Here is a 19,138-nt window from a genome sequence, read left to right on the forward strand (position 1 = left end):
ATGGCTGACATTTACCTTCCCACTCTTCACGATGGGCAGTTAATGGTCTGGTCCGATTCTTGGGATCACCAGTTAAACGCTGTTCGATGTGGCCGACGCTGGGGTAAAACCTTCATGCTCTCCAGCGCAGCGGTGACTTACGCTACAACGAAGTTTAAGCGGCCTGGCATGGATATTGAGCTCGGCGGCAGGGTGGGGATTTTTACCGCTGAATACCGTCAGTATCAGGAAATTTACGACAAGCTGGAAGAAGTCCTGCTGCCGTTAAAAAAGAGTTTCAGCCGTCAGGAAAAACGCCTGATGCTGAAGAACGGCGGGAAGATAGACTTCTGGGTAACAAACGATAACAAGCTGGCTGGTCGTGGTCGTGAATACGAAATAATCCTGATAGATGAGGCAGCGTTCACCAAATCACCGGAAATGCTGAAGGAGATCTGGCCGAAGTCGATAAAGCCAACGCTCCTTACGACGAAAGGTCGGGCTTACGTATTTTCTACCCCTGATGGGGTGGATGAAGAAAACTTTTTCTACGCAATTTGCCACAACAAAAATCTGGGATTTTTTGAGCATCACGCTCCGACATCCTCAAACCCGTTCGTGCCTCCTGAGGAACTGGAGAAAGAAAGGGAAAATAACGATCCAAGGGTGTTTCGTCAGGAGTTTCTGGCAGAGTTCGTCGACTGGTCAGCGGCATCCCTTTTCGATGTGCGCAAATGGTTCGAAGGTGAGAATCAGGATCAGCCCGTCGAATTCCCTGAAATGTGCGAAGCCGTTTTCGCTGTTCTGGATACTGCAGTCAAAGGTGGTTCTGAGCATGATGGCACCGCGGTGGTGTACTACGCCGTCGATACCAGGCCAGGGCGGCAGCGCCTGACCATTCTCGACTGGGATGTTGTTCAAATTGACGGGGCTCTGCTTGAAACGTGGATCCCGTCAGTGTTCGAAAGACTCAATGAGTTATCCAGCCAGTGCGTGGCCGTAAATGGCAGCCTTGGTGTGTTCATTGAAGATGCCAGCATGGGCAGCATCCTTCTGCAAAAAGGGGAGAGCCTGGGCTGGCCAGTAAACAAAATTGAATCTTCGCTGACCAGCAAAGGAAAGGACGAACGCGCAATTATGGCTTCTAGTTACCATTACCGAGGCCTGGCGAAAATTTCCCGTTACGCCTACGAAAAAACAGCAGTTTTTAAAGGCGAAACAGCTAACCATCTGCATAAGCAGGTTTCCCGATTTCACCTTGCCGACAAGAACGCGCATAAACGCGCCGATGACTTGCTCGATGATTATACCTACGGGCTGATCATTGCATTCGGTAGCGGCGACGCAATCTGACGAGAAAACCAATGAACGAAGATGATTTCGAAATCGGCAGCAGCTCTCACTCAGAGTTGATGGCATTGCTGGACAGCGACGACATCCAGCCCGGGGCAACGGCTGGCTATCAGACCTGCAAAACGGTTTACCTCTACCACCCACTGGGCGGCAAGATGGTTGATCGCCCAATTAAAATGGCGATGAATGAGCCGCGCACTATACATGTTGCTCAGTCGTACGGACTTGAGCAACGCCTGCGTGACGCATTCGAGCGCGAATGGAAAGCAATGGGCGCTAACCAGCACATTGCTAACGCCGCTCGCATTGCCAGAATTTACGGCGTATCAGCGATCGCAATGCTGGTGGATAACCAAGAACCAAATGAGTCGCTGGATTACCGCACGCTGTACAAGCATAACGTCAGCTTTAACATTCTCGACCCTCTTAACACCGCGGGTAGTATCGTGCTGAACCAGGACCCCAATGCTCATGACTTCCAGAAAGTCGACGGCATCCGGGTGGCAGGAAAGCCGTATCATAAATCGCGCTGTGTCGTCGTACAGAACGAGGATCCGATTTATCTCGCGTACAACCCTGCTGCGTTCGGCTTTACTGGGCGCAGCGTATACCAGCGCGCGCTCTATCCGTTGAAGTCTTTCATCCAGACCATGCGTACTGACGATATGGTTGCGGTGAAAGGCGGTCTTCTGGTGACGAAAATCAAGGGGCCAAGCTCCGTTGTCAACAACATGATGCAGAAGCTCAGCGGCATCAAGCGAATGATGTTGAAGCGCGGGAAGACGGGAGAGGTTCTTCAGATCGGCGATAATGACAATATCGAGTCAATCGACCTAAGCAACCTGGAAAAGCCGCTCGACTCAGCGCGTAAGCATATCCTGGAGAACGTGGCCGCCGCCGCTGACATGCCGGCTATCATCCTCAACTCTGAAACGTTCGCTCAAGGCTTCGGTGAAGGCACAGAAGATGCCCGCGCCGTCGCGGTGTACATCGACAATATCCGTGAATGGCTTGACCCGCTTTATGCTTTCTTCATTCGCGTGTGCCAGTACCGCGCCTGGAGCATTGAGTTCTTCCAGTCGCTGCGCGCCGATTTTCCGGATCTGAAAAACACCTACAGCGTGTATTTCGCAAGCTGGATAAACAACTTCGAATATCGATGGCCGTCCTCTCTGAAAGAGCCGGAAAGCGAGAAGGTGAAGGTTGACGAAACACGCTTCAAGGCGATCGTCAGCATGCTGGAAGTGGTGCTGCCGCAGCTCACAGCAGACCCGGAGAACCGCGCGACACTTATCGAGTGGGCGTGTGAAAACGCCAACGCCAACGAGAACCTCTTCCCTCAGCGGCTTAATCTTGATTACGACTCGCTGAAAGACAACCCTCCGCCGGAGCCGACAAAAGCTGAAGAACCTGGCGACGGGATGTTGCTATGAACAATTTCACCAGAACAGTGAGAGAAGCGGTGAAGTTCTTTCTCCGCAACGGCTACACGTCTCGGGAGGAACTGGAACGCTGGCAGAGCATTATCAGGCAGGCGGCTGAGAGCGAAACAGCCGATGATTACTCTGCAATGGTTTCCAGAAACCTAACTCATGCATATGACCTACAGATCGGGCGTGCCGCTGCGCTAAAGCGTCATCCAGGTATTTCCCGCTTTACCATCAATTATTTGGAGCCGAAGCTACGGACGGAGCTCGACAGGCGAATACTGGCCAGCGCTGACCTGATAAAGATCAACCGCAAAAAAGCCATCGACACCACATTATCGCGGTTTAGCGGCTGGGCCAGCAGTATTCCTTCGGCAGATACGATTGCTTTGACTGGCATTCAGGGAACGATGAGGGAAACAGCGGCGCATATCCAGAAAACTGCTGAACAAATGGACTATGAAGCGCGGCGGGTGATGATAGACCAGAACCGCAAGCTGATAGCCAATATCGACAACGTGATTGCGACCAGTAATAACGCGATTGCAGCGATTTGGCACAGCCACTGGCGCCGACCGGGTTACAACTATCGCGAAGACCACAAAGAACGTGACCAGCTTTATTACCTAATTCGCGGTAACTGGGCACAAAAAAACGGGTACGTCAAAGTCGGCCCTGCCGGGTATCTCGACGGGATTACCCAGCCGGGTGAAGAGGTCTTCTGCGATTGCTATGTGACCTACATCTACAACCTCCGCAGTATTCCTGAATATATGCTTACCCAGAAGGGGCGCAAATTCATGGAGTCAATGAAAGCAGCATAGGAGCATTAAAACGTGGCTATTTTTGGCAGCGGGATAATGTTTCGTCAGGGTGATTTCGTCTTCCTGATCCAGCGCTCAGATGATGGCACGTGGTGTCAGCCCGGCGGCACGGTCGAACCGGGTGAACTGGCTATTGACGCTGCGCGCCGCGAAGTGCTGGAAGAGGTGGGTTATCAGTACGATGGCCCGCTGACCCCGCACAGCGTTTACGGCGATTATCTGACGTTTCGCGCCGAAGTGCCGGAAAAGTTCGAGGCGAAACTCAACGATGAATCGCTGGCCGCCGGGTGGTTCCACATTGAAGACCTGCCAACGCCACTCCATCAGCCATTCGCTGAGATGCTGGCGCAGCAGGCACTCAATGAAACGGAAGTCGCCGCACTCATCGCTGACGGGACATTAAGCAGCCCGCAATACTTTATCAACATGTGGATGTTCGCCATCCGGGTGACCGGAACAGGGGTTACCTGGCGCTCTGCAGATCAACAGATGACCTTCCGTAACCCGGATGACTATCTCACCCCCGAATTTCTCCAGCGGGTTGCCGGGTTACCTCTAATCTGGCTGCACCCCGAGAAAAATACGCTCGATAGTGATGAGTTCGCAAAACGCGTTATCGGCACCCTGACCAACAGTTGGGTTGCTGATAATGGCGAGGTGTGGGCCATTGCGCGCGTATACGACGCCGAGGCTGCCGAAATTATGGCGACCAGGCAATTAAGCACCTCCCCAACTGTGAAGTTTGTTGAGGTACCTAAATCAATCATTGTCGACGGTCAGCCTCTGCTGGTGGAGCCATCCCCCGAGCTGCTCGACCACGTTGCAATTTGTGAACAGGGCGTATGGGACAAACTCCTTGCCCCTACTGGTGTTAAATCTGATTCCATTCCAAATGAGGCTGAAATAATGGACGAGGAAAAAATCGTTGCGCTGATTAATAAAGCGATCGATGCACGTATGGCTAAAGCTGATTCAGAAGCTGCAGATCTGAAAGCCAAAGCCGATGCTGAAGAGGCTGCCAAGAAGGAAAAGGCTGACGCGGAGGCCAAAGAGGCAGAAGAAGCGAAAGCCAAAGCAGACGAGGAAGAAAAAGCCGCTAAGGCAAAGGCCGATGAAGGTGAGCTGAAAAAACTCGAGCATGAAGCAAAGGGAGAAGATGACCGTCTGGAGCGTGAACGTAAAGAACGTGATCGCGAAAAAGCAGACTCTCAACTGCGACAGGAAATTGCAGAGCTTCGTTCGCGCATTCCTACGGAACTGAGCGATGAAGAGCGCAACGAAGTCGCCGACGCACAGGTGAAGGCTGACAGCGTTTTCTCATGCTTTGGCAAACGTGCTCCTGTGCCGTTGTCCGGTGAAAAACCGCTGTCGTACCGCCGCCGCCTGATGATCCAGCTTCAGGAGCATTCGCCTGACTTCAAGTCTGTCGACCTGTCCTCTATCGCTGATTCCGCGCTGCTGAATGTGGCGGAAAAACAGATCTACGCCGATGCGCAGAAATCAGCAAGTCTGTCGGTTGGTCCTGGCATGCTGCGTGAAATTAAGCGCGCTGATGCTACTGGTCGCCAGATTAGCACCTTTGAAGGCGATCCTGCTGCCACCTGGGCACCGTTCCAGTCTGGTAAACGTCAGGTCACCAGTTTTAACAACCAGGCTTAACGGGAGCGCTGAAGCATGTCTTATTTATCTCTTAACCCGATGGCAACCACGAATGCTCTGGGGTCCTTCGGTGTACAGTCTGACGGTTATGTTCAGGGTATTGCACTGGACGACCCGGCAAACCGTTTCAATCTTTCATCCGGTACGGTAGCGGCTACTGAAACCAAACCTCTTTGGGGCGGTCTGCCAGTTGCCGAACTTTTGCCAGGCAATCAGTCAAGCCCTCGAGGCTCAACGATTCGCCGCGCGGTATCCGTAGCAGAGCTGGAAGGTTTTACTGTATTCAATCAGGCGCATAACGGTCTGACCACTCCACAATCACCGGTTCCGCTATATGCATCCGGTATGAGTGTGTCGTTCTACCGTCTGGGATCAAACATGCGCGTTCCTCTGAAAGCGTCTGCTCAGGTGGTCGCGCTGGCTACTTCCGGCGCGTCGGTGAAAACGGCGCTGGCGTGGGACTTCGTCAACAACCAACTCACCACTGCCGCCGCAGCGGGTTTTGCTGGCGCTGATATTGCAACTACCGACGTGACCTATGCGTCTGGCGTGGCTACAGCCACCACTGCTTCAGCGCATGGCCTGACGGCTGGCCAGTACGTAAAAATCAGCGGCGTTGCTCCATCGGCGTACAACGGCACCGTTGTTGTGTTGTCTGTACCGAGTGCAACCACCTTTACTTACACCCCGGCGACAGCACCTGGCGGTGCAGCGACCACGCAGGGTAACATCGGTGCGGTAACGCTTTCCGACATCACACTGCCAGTGAAAGTGCTCGCCGTCGAAACAGGTAACTCCAAAACTGTCACCTATGACAGCTCAACCGGTTTCCTGACCTGGAATAACAACGACAGCTGCGCGCTGGTCTTACTTTAATCGGGAGCTGAATTAAATGGCTGCAATTACCCCCAGCTACACTATCGTCAATCCGTCGTATATCGCGCCGGAAATGATCCTCAGTTACCAGCAGGCGTCAGGTGCATTTGAAACTATCGCCAGCGGTAATCCTCAGGTCCGACTTGGCGTTGGCGACCAGTACGCCTACATGCGCCGCCTGGATATTCGCACCCAGGTAACCTCCAGCCAGTCTGGTAACGCCAACCAGTTGCCGAGCGTGGCACTTGATGCCCGGATGATTTCCACCCCAACTTACCTGTTCCGCTGCCGTGGTATCTACGATCACCACGACATGGCGGCAGCCGGTAACTGGAATTTTGCTCTGCCTGAAGCTCAGCGTCTCGGCATGCGACAGGGTATTTTCCAGCAACTTCGTTCTGCACTGTTGTACGGCATGAATCCGGCTGGTGGTGAAGGGCTGCTGAATACTGCTGGCGCAACAACCGAAACACTACCGGCAGACAGCGCCGGAAATACCACCGTGCTGACCTACGATCACGGTCAAATGGCCGTTTACCTGCTCGGTCACGTCCAGGCGGCAATGACCCGTACCATGCAGCTAGGTCGCCAGTTGCGCGTCGTTATTCTCGGTCCTCAGCGCGTTCTGGGTGCAATGGAGATCCAGCAGATTGTCCAGCTGACCTCATATCAGCGTCCTGGTGGCGGTACTGATACCGTTGGCGGCACCGTGAAGGAGGTCCTGAAAGGGGCAAATGTTCAGGTGGACTGGGTTTATGACGACACACTGATCGGAAAAGGCGCGGGCGGAACAGACGCGGTGGTCATTACCATCCCTGAAGTTGAAGTGCCGATGGTCAATTCCACCGTGAACACCAACGAATTCGCCAAACTGACCCCGTCTCTTGCCGCGAATGCGCTGATGTTCTGTGATATGGCTGCCCCGCGTGAAATTCCGACACCGATCGCGGGTGGCGCCATTGATGTTCTGTCCGAAATGCGTTCAACCGCAGGCTGGGCAGTTCGTCCGGAAGCCATCACCATCCTGTCTATGGCGTACAGCGCCTGATCCATTGTTTGAAATGAACTGGCCCCCACAGGGATATCTCTGCGGGGGCTTTTTTACGAGGGTAACTAATGAAACTGTATATCGCCAACACCACTAAACAGCGTCATATCTTCACCTATCGCAATCTGGAGACAGGGAGACTTGTTCAGATCCCTATTGAGCACGGCGCACAAATGATGGTTCTTGATGGCTCCACCGAAGAGGTTGACGCGGTTATTCAGCATCACCGGGTTTATGGCCTGGTTGATTCGACAAGAATTGACCAGAGCAAAGATTTTGTCGGTCTTTGCTACAGCATTAACAAGCCTGTTTCGGCAGCGGTAATCGAGAAAACTATTCGCGACAACGATGTTCATTTGACGCGTAACGCTCACAACCTCCGCCAGGCATCAATTATTGCTCACGACAGCACGCTGCGAGAAAGCGGTACGGGTTACGACGGTGATATGGAATTCAGCGTTGAGCAGGCCAGAGGCCGTGATGAAAGCGACGAAACTCAGGTCGTTAACGAGACGATTGTTACTCCGAAAGCCGGGAATAAGAAAAAATGAGCGTAAATCTGGCTGCATTCATCATATTCGTTCGCACAGATATGGGCGTAACCGCCAGCCAGGTTCCTTATGACTCTCCGTCCTTTGTTGTTGCGTATAACGCGGCCGTGGAATGGGTGAACCGGGATATTGAACTGGTTATGCCCAACCTGTATGAGGTTGCCGTTTACAATCTTGGCGCATCGTTTCTGGTCAACTACGGTACTGAGTCGGTATTTGCTGAATTCAGGAAAGCGTATGGTCTGAATGATTTCAGGGCTGGCGTGATAACGGGGGCCGGGGATAACTCAACCAGCGCGCAGCGTCTTGTGCCTGACTTCTTCAAAGATTTGTCTCTGGCCGATCTGCAGATGTTGCAGGACCCCTGGGGACGCCGCTATCTGATGATTGCCCAGCAGTTCGGTAGCCTGTGGGGGCTGTCATGATCACCTTTCATCTTGGTGTTATCGACATTCCCTACGAGGATGAAAACACCACAACCGGGGATGTTGCTGAGTACCTGGAAGAAAAATACCAGATTATGCAGACCTTTTTTGACAGGTACGGAAACGACATCGCCGATCTGATGAGTAAAGACCTCGCCGCAAATCTTGAAAATATGCTGGCTGGCGCGCCGCCGTTAAGGGATCCGCTTGCGGAATCCATGTCACGTGTTCACGACCTGTTCGTGGCCTTTCTGGATAACGAAGAGATGAACGGCATGTCAGGTGTGCCAACCCGACGCGCGCTGCTGGGTATATCTAAGCGCTTTAAAAATAAGAAGGGCGATCCGCGGGCATCCTTTATCGATACAGGAAACTATCAGGCGGCAATGCGCGCCTGGGTAAGCGGGGTATTAAATGCCTTCCCTGAGTGAACTACAGCAGAATGCAAAAACAGAGCTTAACGCGGCTCTGACGCAGGGGCTTGACGACCTCAGTCGCTTTCAGGTGGTTACGTTTACGAAGTATATCCGTAAGGTTCTCCCGCTTGATGGCTTCGTGTTCTGGGTGAAAGCCTCAGTCCTGTCTGATAACCCGGGCAACGAACCCGACACGGTGAACGTCAAAGGCTACCTTCATCTGACGACAGAAACCATCCAGGACGATGAACAACTCTACGACCGAAACGTCGTTACGTTTACTGCGCAGGCCGATATAGACCCATTCAACGATATTGGATCGGACGTCCTGTACATCGGCGAGTTTTTTGGCATTCAGTTTTCTTTCTCCCGTCGAACCGGACTGAACGAACCGGCCAATCTTTATCACTACACAGGGGAGGCGATCTATCCGCATATGCGGTCGCAGATTATCAACTCTGCGGATGATATCGACCTGAGTGACGTTGTGGTTTCCAGTTCGTTGCCTGTATGGCTTGGGCTTAGTCAGTTTATGCCAATGTTTCCGGCGATGCTTTCCACGCAGAACCTGTCGCCTCCCTTCGCGACAATACGGTGCAGCAATGTCTCTCCGATCGCCGGGGCGTTTTATATCGATGAACGCGACAACCAGTACCAGCTGGTTTCCGAGGATGTGACGATTTCGATTACAGGCCTCAGGAATGCCGTGGTTGAGGACTTTCTGCGATACGTTCAGCAGTACACCCTGCGCGATGATGCAGAAATGGGCGTAATGAACATCCCCGTTGTGCAGGATGAGCGCGTTACGCAGAACGAACTGAACGTTATCGCCATGCGCAAGACCATCAAATTCAAAGTCAATTATTACCAGCAGCGGATGCGCAACGTAGCCCGCGGGCTGATCCTGTCTGCAATTCCGTCCATTTATCCGGAGAAATAATTAAATGGCAATTGTTAACATTAACGTATCGGTGACCAATCCGCCGAAGCCCTCGCAGCTGCTTAAATCCGGCGCGATGATCTCCATGGGCGGGACGACTCTGGCGGCAGGCGAATATCAGTTGCTTACGTCAAAAGACGATCTGAAAGCTATCACCGCCCCGGGGAAAACGATATCAACCATTGTCTGGGCGGCCAATCTGGTCACTGTTACCCTCGCATCGCCTCATGGCTGGACGAATGGCAGCACCGTGCCTGTTGTGATTTCTGGCGTGGCACCAGCGGCATACAACCGCTCTGCTGAGGCGACGGTTACCAGCGCGACGGAATTTACTTATTCGCTGAGCAGCGACCCGGGGACGGCAACCACCATGGGCGTTGTTAAGACGGTTGTTGCTGGTGAAATTATCCAGATGAACACCACGTACTGGGCGCAGGGTGCAGCTCGCGCGGTCTATGTGCTGGAACTTGGTGACATCACCATCCCGGCAGCCGTGGCAGCTCTGAGTGATTTTATCGACAAGGATATTTCCCTCGGCAACACGTACCAGAAATTCTTTTCGTATCTGGTACCTCGTGAGTGGGATTCTGAAGCGACTTTCAAAACGCTCACGGGTCAGTACACATCCCCCGGATCGCTGGTTTATTTCTTTGTCACAAGCACGATTGCCACCTATCAGTCCTGGGTGGCAACAAAGAATAAAACCGTATTTGCAGGGGTCGAAGCTCCGAATATTCCAGCTACTGAATTTTCGATGGCGGCAGCGTTCCAGTCCTCGCTGTCAAATGACCCCGGTTCGTCGAACATGGTACCGCCGATGGCGTTCCGCTTCATGTATGGGGTGACTGAATACCCGGTTGAGAACAACGGGACGTTGCTGAAAACGCTCCAGGAAAACCACGTCAACTACATCGGGTCATCTGCAGAAGGCGGCCTGAGTAACAAGATGCTGGTAGCCGGTCACATGCTTGACGGTAATCCGTTTAACTACTGGTATGCAGTAGCATGGGCCGCTATTAACCTTGAACTGGACCTGGCTAACGAAGTGATCAACGGGTCTAACACCACAACCAACCCACTGTATTACGACCAGAACGGTATTGACCGCCTGCAAAACCGCGCACTGAAAACGCTGCGTAATGGAATTAGCTATGGGCTGATTCTGGGCCGCGTTATCGGTACAAAACTTATTCAGTCCGATTTCAACACCGAATACGAGAAAGGTTCTTACGCGGGTAATGCTGTTATCAACGCGGTTCCTTTTGCTAACTATTCCAGCCTGAATCCTTCGGATTACCAGGAGGGTAAGTACAACGGGCTAAGTGCTGTTATCACGCCGCGCCGTGGCTTCGAGTCCATCACGTTTAACCTGAACGTTACCAATTTTGTAGGGGCATAAAATGGCAAACCCATTAGTACCACAGGGATTCCTCAACCGCGTCCGTGGAGCGGTTTCCATCACTGATGTTCCGGCTCTGAATGTCACCGCATCTTATCTTGGTAAAGACGGGATCAGCATACGCCCGGACGGTCCTGCAACGGACATTCTGCCGACCATGACCGGCACTGTTGGCAGTCAGGTACCGTATCAGCAGGTTACCTTAACCGTCCACATGCTGCGCACTCAGGGTCTTGCCGCAAGCTATCAACAGCGCTTTACGACGGACACAGCGCTTGGCGAGGTGGTCGTTACCCCGGACGCAACCACATTTGGCAACTTCACCCTGCTTAACTGCTATCTGGTCAACTTTAACGAAATGCCATTTAACGGCATGGATGCCGGGTACGTGGTAACCATCAGCGGCTACCTCATCACTAACGACAACATGTGGATCTGACCGTGAAAATTGATAAAAAACTTAATCTGGTCTGTTCGATCAGCCGTGATGACGGCTCTCTCATTTACGTTCACACCTCACCTTTCCCCTATGAGGTGGTGGAAGAGCATTGCCTGATGCTCGGTAGTCTGTTTACCAGCTTCATCGCTCAGGTTGGTGGGCTTGGTGCGGCCCGGGTAGCTGCAATGATGCTCCGGAAGAAAATTAAAAAGGAACAGGAGGTAACCGGGGAGGGTAGCCCAAACATTGTTGATGAAATCCAGCGTCAGACAACGGTCATTTTTAATGACAACGGTCAGTGGAAATCTGTGCCGTTAGATTCTGCGATGAAACAGGGCATTATTTCTGCTGACGAGTTTCGTGAGGTGGAAGGCGAAATCGTTTTTTTTATGGTTTCCTCTGCCATTCAGAAACCGGAACTCATCAAACCGACGGTGGGGAGCGTGATCGGTATGTTCGGTGGTCAGTTAACGTTATCGACCGCTACGGAGTGGCGAGGTTCTTTACTGACGTCGAAAACGGATACCGATACCCCGAACCAGACTGCCCCGCAGGAAACGTCGTTTATACCCTCCTAGACTGGGCCTCTAACGAGGGGTTCAGGGACGTTGTAAGGGAAATAGCTGGCGAAGAATACGCCAGCCCATCCCAGTTCAGGCAGCGCTTTATTATCTCTGCGTTAAAAGAAAGAGGCTATTTCAATGGCAGCTAAATCCATTATTGAAGTTGACGTGAATGATGAGAAATTCCTGTCATTTATGGATAAATTCAATGAGTACCAGGCTGCTCTTGAAGATCTTCCCGAAGCATGGCGGGCATCTGCGCAGGGTATTGGCGACACCGCCCGCGAAACGTCAAAAGCATCCTCAGAAGCAGAGGGGATGACAAAGGCTTTTTTGGATGGCGTTGATGCTTTGAATATGATGGTGAATAACCTCGATCGCATCAACACCAGCCTTGACGATGCCAATAAGCGTCAGAGTGACCTGAATAAGAAAACTGCTGGCTCTTCCAGCATATTTGGCAAACTTAAAAAGGACTCAAAAGAGTTCGCCGGCCATATCAAAGACGCCACAGTCAGCCTGCTGTCATGGGGCGGTATTGTAGGGCTGTTTACTGGTGTTCTCGGCGCTGGTGGGTTGTTCGGACTGAACCGCCTGGCATCCACCGCGAGCGCCCAGCGATTCACCTCTATGGGGTTGAATACCTCGATTGGTGCCCTGGATTCAACGGCCATTAACTACCAGCGTGCAGTGGCCAACCCAACAGCGACACTGGGCGCCATTCGTGACACTCAGGCCGATTTATCCCAGCGCTGGAAATTCCAGGCTATGGGGATCAATAACCCTGACCGTTCACCGGACCAGTTGCTGCCGGAGATGATTCGTGCCGCCAGGAGTATTTTCACGCAAACAGGTGGCACGTTGCAGGGGGCTAACGCCTACGGGTTGACCAGCTTCTTCAGCATTGACGACCTCAATCGCTTTAAAAATATGAGCGATGCCGAGATCGACGCTATGGAGAAACGTGCGAAGCGTGACGCTCAGTTGCTGCAGATCACTGATGAGCAGGCCCGGCAATGGCAGGACTTCAATGTTCAACTCGACTACAGCAGTCAGAGCATCAAAAACACGTTCATCCGTGGACTTGGCCCGCTTACCCCTGGACTGACAAAACTCTCTGATGCGCTGTCTGGTGCTATCGATACTGTTCTTCAATCTCCAGAACTTGGGAAATGGATAGACGGGCTCGCTGGTGGTATTCAGCGATTTGGTGATTACCTGGCCTCTCCCGACTTTAAAAATGATGTCGAAAACTTCATGGTAAAAGTCGAGAAGCTTGGAAAAGTAATTGGGAAGGTTGTTGACTGGATTATTGGTAAAACTAACCTGTCAGTCGATGACATTAAATCAGGCTCATCAATCCTAAGTGATAAACCAGTTGTCGACCCAAAAACTGGACAGAGTTACATTCCAGGGAGTGAAAGTGACCCAAATGTTTCAGCTGGTTTGAAATGGTTGAAAAGAGCTTCAGGCGTGACACCAACAGCCTACGATTCGTATTTTGAAGAAGCCGCGAAAAAATTCGACCTCGACCCAAAACTCCTTAAATCAGTTGCGGCTGCGGAATCATCCTGGGATCAGAATGCTGTGAGCAAAGCTGGTGCTCAGGGTCTGATGCAAGTAATGCCCATGAATTTTCAACCAGGTGAAAATCCTTTTGATCCACGAGACAACATAATGGCCGGAGCACGGGTTATGTCGTGGGCAAAACAGCAATCTGGAGGCGATTTTGATGAGATGTTGCGCTGGTATAATGGGGGTAAGAACCGCGGTAGTCAGGAGAATATTAACTATCCTGGGCGTGTGAAAGAGCAATACGCGGCTATTTACGGCACACAGCCAAATCCAGCCAACACCCCCAGCCAGGAAACTTCAGAAATTGCTCGTAACACTGCTAAAACCAATCAGCTTCTCCAGCAGGCTATCGACAGCAACAGAAACTCTGGTGGCGCCGGACTTGTTGTTTATAACAATACTGGTGGAAATGCAGTCGTAACAAGCGCTCAACTCGGAGCACGATAATAATGGGGTTCACTCGTGAGATGTACAAGCTGGGGTTTGAAATATCCCCGGTTATCCTGTGCGATGGCATCGCGCAGGCAATCCCAGGTGGTATGCTACCGATTGTTGCCCTGACCCAAAGTGCCAGTTTTGTTACTGGTCTTTTAGGGGGCGCAATAAATCTTACAGACCTGGATAAGTATTTCTGTCACTGGAAGCCAGTGCAGGGCGCGACGATAGTAGATTATGACATTGCCCGCTATCCTTTTGCTAACCAGGTTGTGGCCGCGAATGCCTTACTGGCACAACCGTTGCGTGTTGCTCTGGAAATGAAGGCCCCGGTTAACGAAAACACCGGGGTAATGACAAAGCTGGTAACAATAAGCGCACTCCAGTCTGTCTTACAGGCACACGCCAACTTGGGCGGAACATTCATCGTTGCTACCCCATCAGTTATCTATAACCGCTGCATTTTGCGCACTGTAAAGGATGTCACCAGCGGAAATGATGCATTACCTCAGCTGACATGGATGTGGGATTTCGAGCAGCCTCTGATCACCGAAACTGGTGCAGAGCAGGCGGTAAATAACTTTCTTGGGAAAATTGGTGGCGGAGACAAGGTTACAGAATCAGCCTGGACAAGTACTGTAAACGCCCTTGGTAACACATCTCTTGGAGGTTCTGTCTCTGAGGCTATTACTGGTCTGCTTGGTAAATTGGGAGTGGCAACATGACAACTCAATATTACCCTTTTACTGGCAACGAACGTCAGAGCATGACCTTCACGCCCGTTCTTGACGGAACGGTTTATAACTGCCAGCTGAAATGGAATATCGCAGCTCAGCGATGGTATCTGTTAATAACGGACAGTTCCGACAATACCGTTATTAATACGGCATTAGTCGGTTCTCCTGTAACTGGTGGAATTAACCTTATATCCGGTATTTTCAGTTCTACAGAAATGTACTGGAGGGAAAAAAACGGACAAATTGAGGTAACCAGTTAATGCGTTATTACGATATCCAGATTTTCTCTCCAGCTGAAGGTGATAAACCAGAAAAATTAATCCAGCAGTATTCAAGCCATAAGAACGGTGTTTATAACCCTGGCGCGCTAATGATTGAATTCGATATTCTCAGGTTTGGTGAGTCGACCCCTCAGGGAGAAACGCATTTAGCAATCTATGGCATTGGCCCAAAAGAAATGCAGCAGGCTCGACAGGACCTGTTTGGTAAGAGAATAAAAATATTCCTCGGCATGAAATCGGGTTTACCACTGGCTGGTAAGATTACGGCACCAGGACTGGTGCTGGACGGCACAATTAACCAGGTGTTTGGTAACTGGCAAGGTACTGAGTTAAGGCTGGATTTCATAATTGTTGCGGGGCCGGTTACCAGCACACCAAGAGGAAAGTTAGCCCCACTACCACTTACGTTTAACTGGAATGTTGGTCAGAAGCTATCTGTAGCATTAACTCAGTGCTTTCAGAGAATTGGCGGTTATACATTTAATATCAATATTAGCGATCTGCTTGTCCTTTCCTATTACAGGGATCTGTTTTGTGATTCAATTGAAGAGTTGGCAAAAGATCTCAAAGCTTTTTCTTTATCTAAAATAAAAAATAAAGGCTATACCGGAGTAGAAATAGCGATAGTCAACGGTAATGAAATAAGGGTATGGGACAATGACTACCCAAACCATCCAGACAAGACATCCAGAGGCAGCGCAACCGAACGAAGTAAAAAACCAGTTCAAATTCACTTTAATGATCTTATCGGTCAGCCTACCTGGGTAAAGTTCGACGTTATGAGTGTTGCTTGCGTCATGCGTGGCGATATCCAGGTGGGAGATCATATTCTTATGCCGCAGCAGGCAACCCCGATGATTAAGGCTGCGTCGTATTCTCAGTACCGAGATGACTCTGCATTCTCTGGGCAATTTGAGGTTTCCTCTGTTCGTTTGCTCGGTAACAGCAGACAACCGTCAGCAGAGTCGTGGATAACAATCATTGAAGCGTATCCGTTCATTGAGGTAGGTAAAAAATGAGCATCGGCCAGAAATTAAATTTTGGTGCAAACATGAACCGGTTTGCAGAAAGAAAAGTGGAAGCTGCGCTGCAAAAAGCAGGAAAGGTGCTCCCTGCCAGTGTAGTAAAACAGAGCGGGAAGATGGTTACAGTGGCTTTTGAGCTGCGCGACATCCCTTATGTGCTTCCTCAGGTTACCATCCCGCTATTTGGTCCTCAGTACATCCGATACCCAATGCAGCCGGGCGATAAGGGGATAGTCATCCCGGCGGATACTTATCTGGGAGGGGTAAGCGGGCAGGGAGGTGGTATTGCCGACCTGACACCACCGGCTAACCTTAGCGCGCTGGTATTTTTGCCAATCAGTAATACAGAGTGGGAAGGCGTCGACGGTCAGGTTGTGACCATTTACGGGCCCGAAGGTGTCACCATTCGGGATGCTGGCAGCAACACAACGTTTTTACTTACTCCTGACAGCATAACCATCGCCACTCCAACGCAGTTCAAAGTGACCGTAGGGTCAACAGTTTTCACACTCACGGACGGTATGTGGAATCTGACTGGTCAGGCAGGGAAGTTGCAGGACGGAACAGCCAGCACAAGCCCGGCGATCATGCACGAGGGCTGGAAGTCGCTTGTTTCCTGGTGCAACAGCCATGTTCACTCCAACGGAAACGGCGGCAGCAATACCGGGAACGCGACAGTGCAATTTAACGGGAATATCACTGAATGAGAACTTACGGCAGGAATTCAGATGGTAAGTGGACTCTGGTCGAAACAGATGAGAATGGATTCAACGACGCGGTTTACCTGACTACTCTGGTGCAAAATCTTAAGCTTGCGCCGCAGGAGTCTCCGTTCTTCGCGAACAATGGTATTCCGGCTAACGGATCAGTAATACAGCAGGTATTGCCGACGTACTACGTTAACCGCCTGCAACAGCAATTTAGTCCCTACTTTTCATCGCTACAAATTGCTTTGGTTAGTGATGATCCACCTGTTTATAACATTTCGGCGATAACCAACGCCGGTTCTAAAATTATTGCAACGGTGAACGTATGAGTGATTTATCTGTTAGCTACACAGCTGCTGGCCCGGTTCCGCAAACCCCAGAAAGTCTGCGCGAGCAGCTGGTGTCACTGGCCGTTCAAATGGCGCCAGGCATCACCACCGAATTACCAGGCTCACTGATTGAGGATATCGTGAGTACAGACGTTGGCGCGTTGCTGATTTGCGATCAGGCGAGAGTCGATCTGATTAATTCGGTAGGGCCGCTTAAGGCTAACATTTACATGCTTAACCTGCTGGCTCAACAGGCTGGTATTGCACCACAGAAGACGCAGGGAGCAACGACTGTTCCTGTGCAATTCGATGGCCCGGCGGGATTTGGTATTCCTCAGGGGTTTGTAGTGTCCGATGGGACCTATACCTATACGCTTAACGATGCCACAATTATTCCCTCGTCTGGAATTACACCGCAGGTAACCTGTACGGCCACCACGACAGGATCATGGGCGGTACCTGCTGGCACCGTTACCCAGATAATTAGCAGCGTTCCTGACGAAATTACATTGACCTGCACAAATCCGGTTGCAGGAGTTCCTGGCTTAGAACGTGAATCAAACTATCAGTTTCGTGATCGCGTCTGGGAATCCCAGATGTCTACTGTTCAGGGATATCCTGGCTTCATCAGGCAGAAGCTTACTGATGTTAATGGTGTGCAGGCTCGCCTGGTATCAGTCGTACAGGACGGTAACAGCTGGATAATCATGTGCGGGGGAGGTGATATTTATGAAATGGCTGGGGCCATTTTTAAATCTGCCGGCGATATCAGCAGGCTAAAAGGAGCGAAAGTAGACGTTACTGGCATAACGAATGCTAATCCTGGCGTCGTTACCACAGGTATAACTCATGGACTGACCAGCGGGCAGGTGGTCAACATCTCTGGCGTGAATGGTATGACTGGAATTAACAACGTTCCGCTAACCGCAACAGTGCTCACACCGCATACGTTTTCAATAGGTATAGATACTTCAACGTCCGGTTCGTGGGTCGGGGGAGGAGAGGTCACGCCCAATGTAAGAAATAATGTGGTGGCCATAAACGACTGGCCGGATAACTACCTAATCCCATTTGTTATACCGTTGCAGCAAAATGTTACGGTGAAATTTGAGTGGGGATCTGAAGGGGTGAATTACCTGACTGATGCTACAATTTTAACGCTGGTATCAGCACCTGTAATTCAGTACATAAACGGGATTTATGCGGGTAAGCCGTTAAATATTAATAATCTGAAAGATACCTTCCTTCAGTCCGTCAATACTACTATTGACATGAGTTTAATTAGTAAGCTCAATGTTATTATCACTGTTAATGGAATTATTACTAATCCTGACCCGAACACAAACATTATAAGTGGCGACCCATTTAGTTACTTCTACATAGCGTCAGATGGCGTAACCGTTGATGGAGTGTGAAATGCTTGAGGATATTATCCGTTCGTACCTGTACACGCAGTACAATGATGATGACAATATCCGTGCTTTCGTGACTGCGTATAACACGATGGCAAAAAATATTTATGACTGGATGCGGAGTGCAAATCTGCCGATTTTTGTTGGTGGGTATAATGCAGGGGATCAACTCAGGTGGATAGCTCGTGGCATATACGGCGTGAAACCTCCTGTACTGGCAAGCGGTCGCCTGCTGGTGATCGGGGCATTCAATACATTCACGTTTAACACTGTACCGTTTAATACCCGCAGAGTAATAAACCAGTCAGAACAGGTCGTTGTCTCTGATGACCTGTTCAAGCGGATCATGACGTGGAATTTCTATAAGGGGGATGGGTTTTACTTCACAATACCCTGGCTGAAACGTCGGATTATGCGGTTCCTCACGGGAGTAAACGGGGGGGATGTCGTGAACGACCAACACTGGAGTATTTCGGTGTTGTTCTCTGGTAGCGGGGCTAGTGTTTCAATTATTAAGGGTTTCAGAAAGCTGACTGATTCTTCGGTATACAACGCGCAGACGTTTAATAGCAGGGCTTACAACCAGAAGACTAGCGTTCTCATCAAAAGTAATGAGTATGAGTACGCATCGCTGTTCAAGCAGGCTTTCGACAGCGGCCTGCTCCACATGCCGTTTTACCAGCCAGTGAGCGTGACTATAGTTGGTTGAGTGGTGTAAAATCAGGCATCTTTTATAGA

The 19,138-nt window shown here is 50.8% G+C and carries 21 protein-coding genes; all 21 read left to right on the forward strand.

The genetic code is table 11. The features are described 5' to 3' along the window. The 21 genes from GBC03_11050 to GBC03_11150 all read left to right on the forward strand — a co-directional run bounded on the left by GBC03_11050 (position 1) and on the right by GBC03_11150 (position 19,109). Positions 1 to 1,332, forward strand: coding sequence for a terminase (locus GBC03_11050; GenBank protein ID QFS70699.1), 1,332 nt, complete (start codon positions 1 to 3; stop codon positions 1,330 to 1,332). A gap of 11 nt (positions 1,333 to 1,343) precedes the next feature. Further along, positions 1,344 to 2,765, forward strand: a complete 1,422-nt coding sequence (locus tag GBC03_11055; protein QFS70700.1) for a DUF1073 domain-containing protein — start codon at positions 1,344 to 1,346, stop codon at positions 2,763 to 2,765. Continuing rightward, entirely contained in the window at positions 2,762 to 3,583 is an 822-nt protein-coding gene (locus tag GBC03_11060; GenBank protein ID QFS70701.1) for a hypothetical protein, read from the forward strand. Before GBC03_11055 ends, GBC03_11060 begins: the two co-directional genes overlap by 4 nt. A gap of 12 nt (positions 3,584 to 3,595) precedes the next feature. After that, the gene (locus GBC03_11065) at positions 3,596 to 5,242 is read left to right on the forward strand and encodes an NUDIX domain-containing protein (protein QFS70702.1); all 1,647 of its coding nucleotides are present in this window, start codon (positions 3,596 to 3,598) and stop codon (positions 5,240 to 5,242) included. Positions 5,243 to 5,257: 15 nt separating this feature from the next. Beyond that, positions 5,258 to 6,118 carry a hypothetical protein gene (locus GBC03_11070; protein ID QFS70703.1) on the forward strand — a complete coding sequence of 287 codons (861 nt, stop codon included), beginning with the start codon at positions 5,258 to 5,260 and terminating at the stop codon, positions 6,116 to 6,118. 16 nt (positions 6,119 to 6,134) lie between these two features. Further along, a complete protein-coding gene (locus GBC03_11075; protein QFS70704.1) occupies positions 6,135 to 7,166 on the forward strand; it encodes a DUF2184 domain-containing protein in 1,032 nt (343 codons plus the stop codon). Between the two features lie 68 nt (positions 7,167 to 7,234). Then, on the forward strand, positions 7,235 to 7,717 hold the full coding sequence (locus tag GBC03_11080) for a hypothetical protein (protein ID QFS70705.1): 483 nt from the start codon (positions 7,235 to 7,237) through the stop codon (positions 7,715 to 7,717). Then, positions 7,714 to 8,142 carry a hypothetical protein gene (locus GBC03_11085; protein QFS70706.1) on the forward strand — a complete coding sequence of 143 codons (429 nt, stop codon included), beginning with the start codon at positions 7,714 to 7,716 and terminating at the stop codon, positions 8,140 to 8,142. The genes GBC03_11080 and GBC03_11085 overlap by 4 nt, the downstream gene beginning before the upstream one ends. Beyond that, on the forward strand, positions 8,139 to 8,573 hold the full coding sequence (locus tag GBC03_11090; protein ID QFS70707.1) for a hypothetical protein: 435 nt from the start codon (positions 8,139 to 8,141) through the stop codon (positions 8,571 to 8,573). Before GBC03_11085 ends, GBC03_11090 begins: the two co-directional genes overlap by 4 nt. Then, positions 8,557 to 9,498, forward strand: a complete 942-nt coding sequence (locus GBC03_11095; protein ID QFS70708.1) for a hypothetical protein — start codon at positions 8,557 to 8,559, stop codon at positions 9,496 to 9,498. The genes GBC03_11090 and GBC03_11095 overlap by 17 nt, the downstream gene beginning before the upstream one ends. A 4-nt stretch (positions 9,499 to 9,502) precedes the next feature. Further along, positions 9,503 to 10,897: a hypothetical protein gene (locus GBC03_11100; protein ID QFS70709.1), complete on the forward strand. Its 1,395-nt coding sequence runs from the start codon at positions 9,503 to 9,505 to the stop codon at positions 10,895 to 10,897. Between the two features lies 1 nt (position 10,898). Then, a complete protein-coding gene (locus tag GBC03_11105) occupies positions 10,899 to 11,336 on the forward strand; it encodes a hypothetical protein (protein QFS70710.1) in 438 nt (145 codons plus the stop codon). A 2-nt stretch (positions 11,337 to 11,338) separates the two neighbouring features. Beyond that, positions 11,339 to 11,914 carry a hypothetical protein gene (locus tag GBC03_11110; GenBank protein QFS70711.1) on the forward strand — a complete coding sequence of 192 codons (576 nt, stop codon included), beginning with the start codon at positions 11,339 to 11,341 and terminating at the stop codon, positions 11,912 to 11,914. 123 nt (positions 11,915 to 12,037) lie between these two features. Continuing rightward, on the forward strand, positions 12,038 to 13,921 hold the full coding sequence (locus tag GBC03_11115; protein QFS70712.1) for a transglycosylase SLT domain-containing protein: 1,884 nt from the start codon (positions 12,038 to 12,040) through the stop codon (positions 13,919 to 13,921). A gap of 2 nt (positions 13,922 to 13,923) precedes the next feature. Further along, positions 13,924 to 14,634, forward strand: a complete 711-nt coding sequence (locus GBC03_11120; GenBank protein QFS70713.1) for a hypothetical protein — start codon at positions 13,924 to 13,926, stop codon at positions 14,632 to 14,634. Beyond that, complete coding sequence (locus GBC03_11125) at positions 14,631 to 14,906, forward strand: hypothetical protein (GenBank protein ID QFS70714.1); 276 nt, start codon at positions 14,631 to 14,633, stop codon at positions 14,904 to 14,906. The genes GBC03_11120 and GBC03_11125 overlap by 4 nt, the downstream gene beginning before the upstream one ends. Further along, positions 14,906 to 15,946 (forward strand): hypothetical protein, encoded by a 1,041-nt coding sequence (locus GBC03_11130; protein QFS70715.1) that lies wholly within the window; start codon positions 14,906 to 14,908, stop codon positions 15,944 to 15,946. Before GBC03_11125 ends, GBC03_11130 begins: the two co-directional genes overlap by 1 nt. Beyond that, the gene (locus GBC03_11135) at positions 15,943 to 16,659 is read left to right on the forward strand and encodes a hypothetical protein (GenBank protein ID QFS70716.1); all 717 of its coding nucleotides are present in this window, start codon (positions 15,943 to 15,945) and stop codon (positions 16,657 to 16,659) included. The genes GBC03_11130 and GBC03_11135 overlap by 4 nt, the downstream gene beginning before the upstream one ends. Next, positions 16,656 to 16,988 carry a hypothetical protein gene (locus GBC03_11140; protein QFS70717.1) on the forward strand — a complete coding sequence of 111 codons (333 nt, stop codon included), beginning with the start codon at positions 16,656 to 16,658 and terminating at the stop codon, positions 16,986 to 16,988. The genes GBC03_11135 and GBC03_11140 overlap by 4 nt, the downstream gene beginning before the upstream one ends. Further along, positions 16,985 to 18,403 carry a baseplate J-like family protein gene (locus GBC03_11145; GenBank protein QFS70718.1) on the forward strand — a complete coding sequence of 473 codons (1,419 nt, stop codon included), beginning with the start codon at positions 16,985 to 16,987 and terminating at the stop codon, positions 18,401 to 18,403. The genes GBC03_11140 and GBC03_11145 overlap by 4 nt, the downstream gene beginning before the upstream one ends. A 1-nt stretch (position 18,404) precedes the next feature. Continuing rightward, a complete protein-coding gene (locus GBC03_11150; GenBank protein ID QFS70719.1) occupies positions 18,405 to 19,109 on the forward strand; it encodes a hypothetical protein in 705 nt (234 codons plus the stop codon). Positions 19,110 to 19,138: the final 29 nt, after the last annotated feature.

The organism is Citrobacter telavivensis (assembly GCA_009363175.1).
In the GTDB taxonomy this organism is placed as follows: domain Bacteria; phylum Pseudomonadota; class Gammaproteobacteria; order Enterobacterales; family Enterobacteriaceae; genus Citrobacter_A; species Citrobacter_A telavivensis.

Excerpts from the sequence above, each read along its gene's own strand:
- GBC03_11100 (QFS70709.1), top strand. The coding sequence starts at position 9,503 with ATGGCAATTGTTAACATTAACGTATCGGTGACCAATCCGCCGAAGCCC.
- GBC03_11125 (QFS70714.1), top strand. The coding sequence starts at position 14,631 with ATGACAACTCAATATTACCCTTTTACTGGCAACGAACGTCAGAGCATG.
- GBC03_11145 (QFS70718.1), top strand. The coding sequence starts at position 16,985 with ATGAGTGATTTATCTGTTAGCTACACAGCTGCTGGCCCGGTTCCGCAA.
- GBC03_11080 (QFS70705.1), top strand. The coding sequence starts at position 7,235 with ATGAAACTGTATATCGCCAACACCACTAAACAGCGTCATATCTTCACC.
- GBC03_11135 (QFS70716.1), top strand. The coding sequence starts at position 15,943 with ATGAGCATCGGCCAGAAATTAAATTTTGGTGCAAACATGAACCGGTTT.
- GBC03_11120 (QFS70713.1), top strand. The coding sequence starts at position 13,924 with ATGGGGTTCACTCGTGAGATGTACAAGCTGGGGTTTGAAATATCCCCG.
- GBC03_11140 (QFS70717.1), top strand. The coding sequence starts at position 16,656 with ATGAGAACTTACGGCAGGAATTCAGATGGTAAGTGGACTCTGGTCGAA.
- GBC03_11050 (QFS70699.1), top strand. The coding sequence starts at position 1 with ATGGCTGACATTTACCTTCCCACTCTTCACGATGGGCAGTTAATGGTC.
- GBC03_11055 (QFS70700.1), top strand. The coding sequence starts at position 1,344 with ATGAACGAAGATGATTTCGAAATCGGCAGCAGCTCTCACTCAGAGTTG.
- GBC03_11090 (QFS70707.1), top strand. The coding sequence starts at position 8,139 with ATGATCACCTTTCATCTTGGTGTTATCGACATTCCCTACGAGGATGAA.
- GBC03_11115 (QFS70712.1), top strand. The coding sequence starts at position 12,038 with ATGGCAGCTAAATCCATTATTGAAGTTGACGTGAATGATGAGAAATTC.
- GBC03_11070 (QFS70703.1), top strand. The coding sequence starts at position 5,258 with ATGTCTTATTTATCTCTTAACCCGATGGCAACCACGAATGCTCTGGGG.
- GBC03_11130 (QFS70715.1), top strand. The coding sequence starts at position 14,906 with ATGCGTTATTACGATATCCAGATTTTCTCTCCAGCTGAAGGTGATAAA.
- GBC03_11060 (QFS70701.1), top strand. The coding sequence starts at position 2,762 with ATGAACAATTTCACCAGAACAGTGAGAGAAGCGGTGAAGTTCTTTCTC.
- GBC03_11075 (QFS70704.1), top strand. The coding sequence starts at position 6,135 with ATGGCTGCAATTACCCCCAGCTACACTATCGTCAATCCGTCGTATATC.
- GBC03_11105 (QFS70710.1), top strand. The coding sequence starts at position 10,899 with ATGGCAAACCCATTAGTACCACAGGGATTCCTCAACCGCGTCCGTGGA.
- GBC03_11095 (QFS70708.1), top strand. The coding sequence starts at position 8,557 with ATGCCTTCCCTGAGTGAACTACAGCAGAATGCAAAAACAGAGCTTAAC.
- GBC03_11085 (QFS70706.1), top strand. The coding sequence starts at position 7,714 with ATGAGCGTAAATCTGGCTGCATTCATCATATTCGTTCGCACAGATATG.
- GBC03_11150 (QFS70719.1), top strand. The coding sequence starts at position 18,405 with ATGCTTGAGGATATTATCCGTTCGTACCTGTACACGCAGTACAATGAT.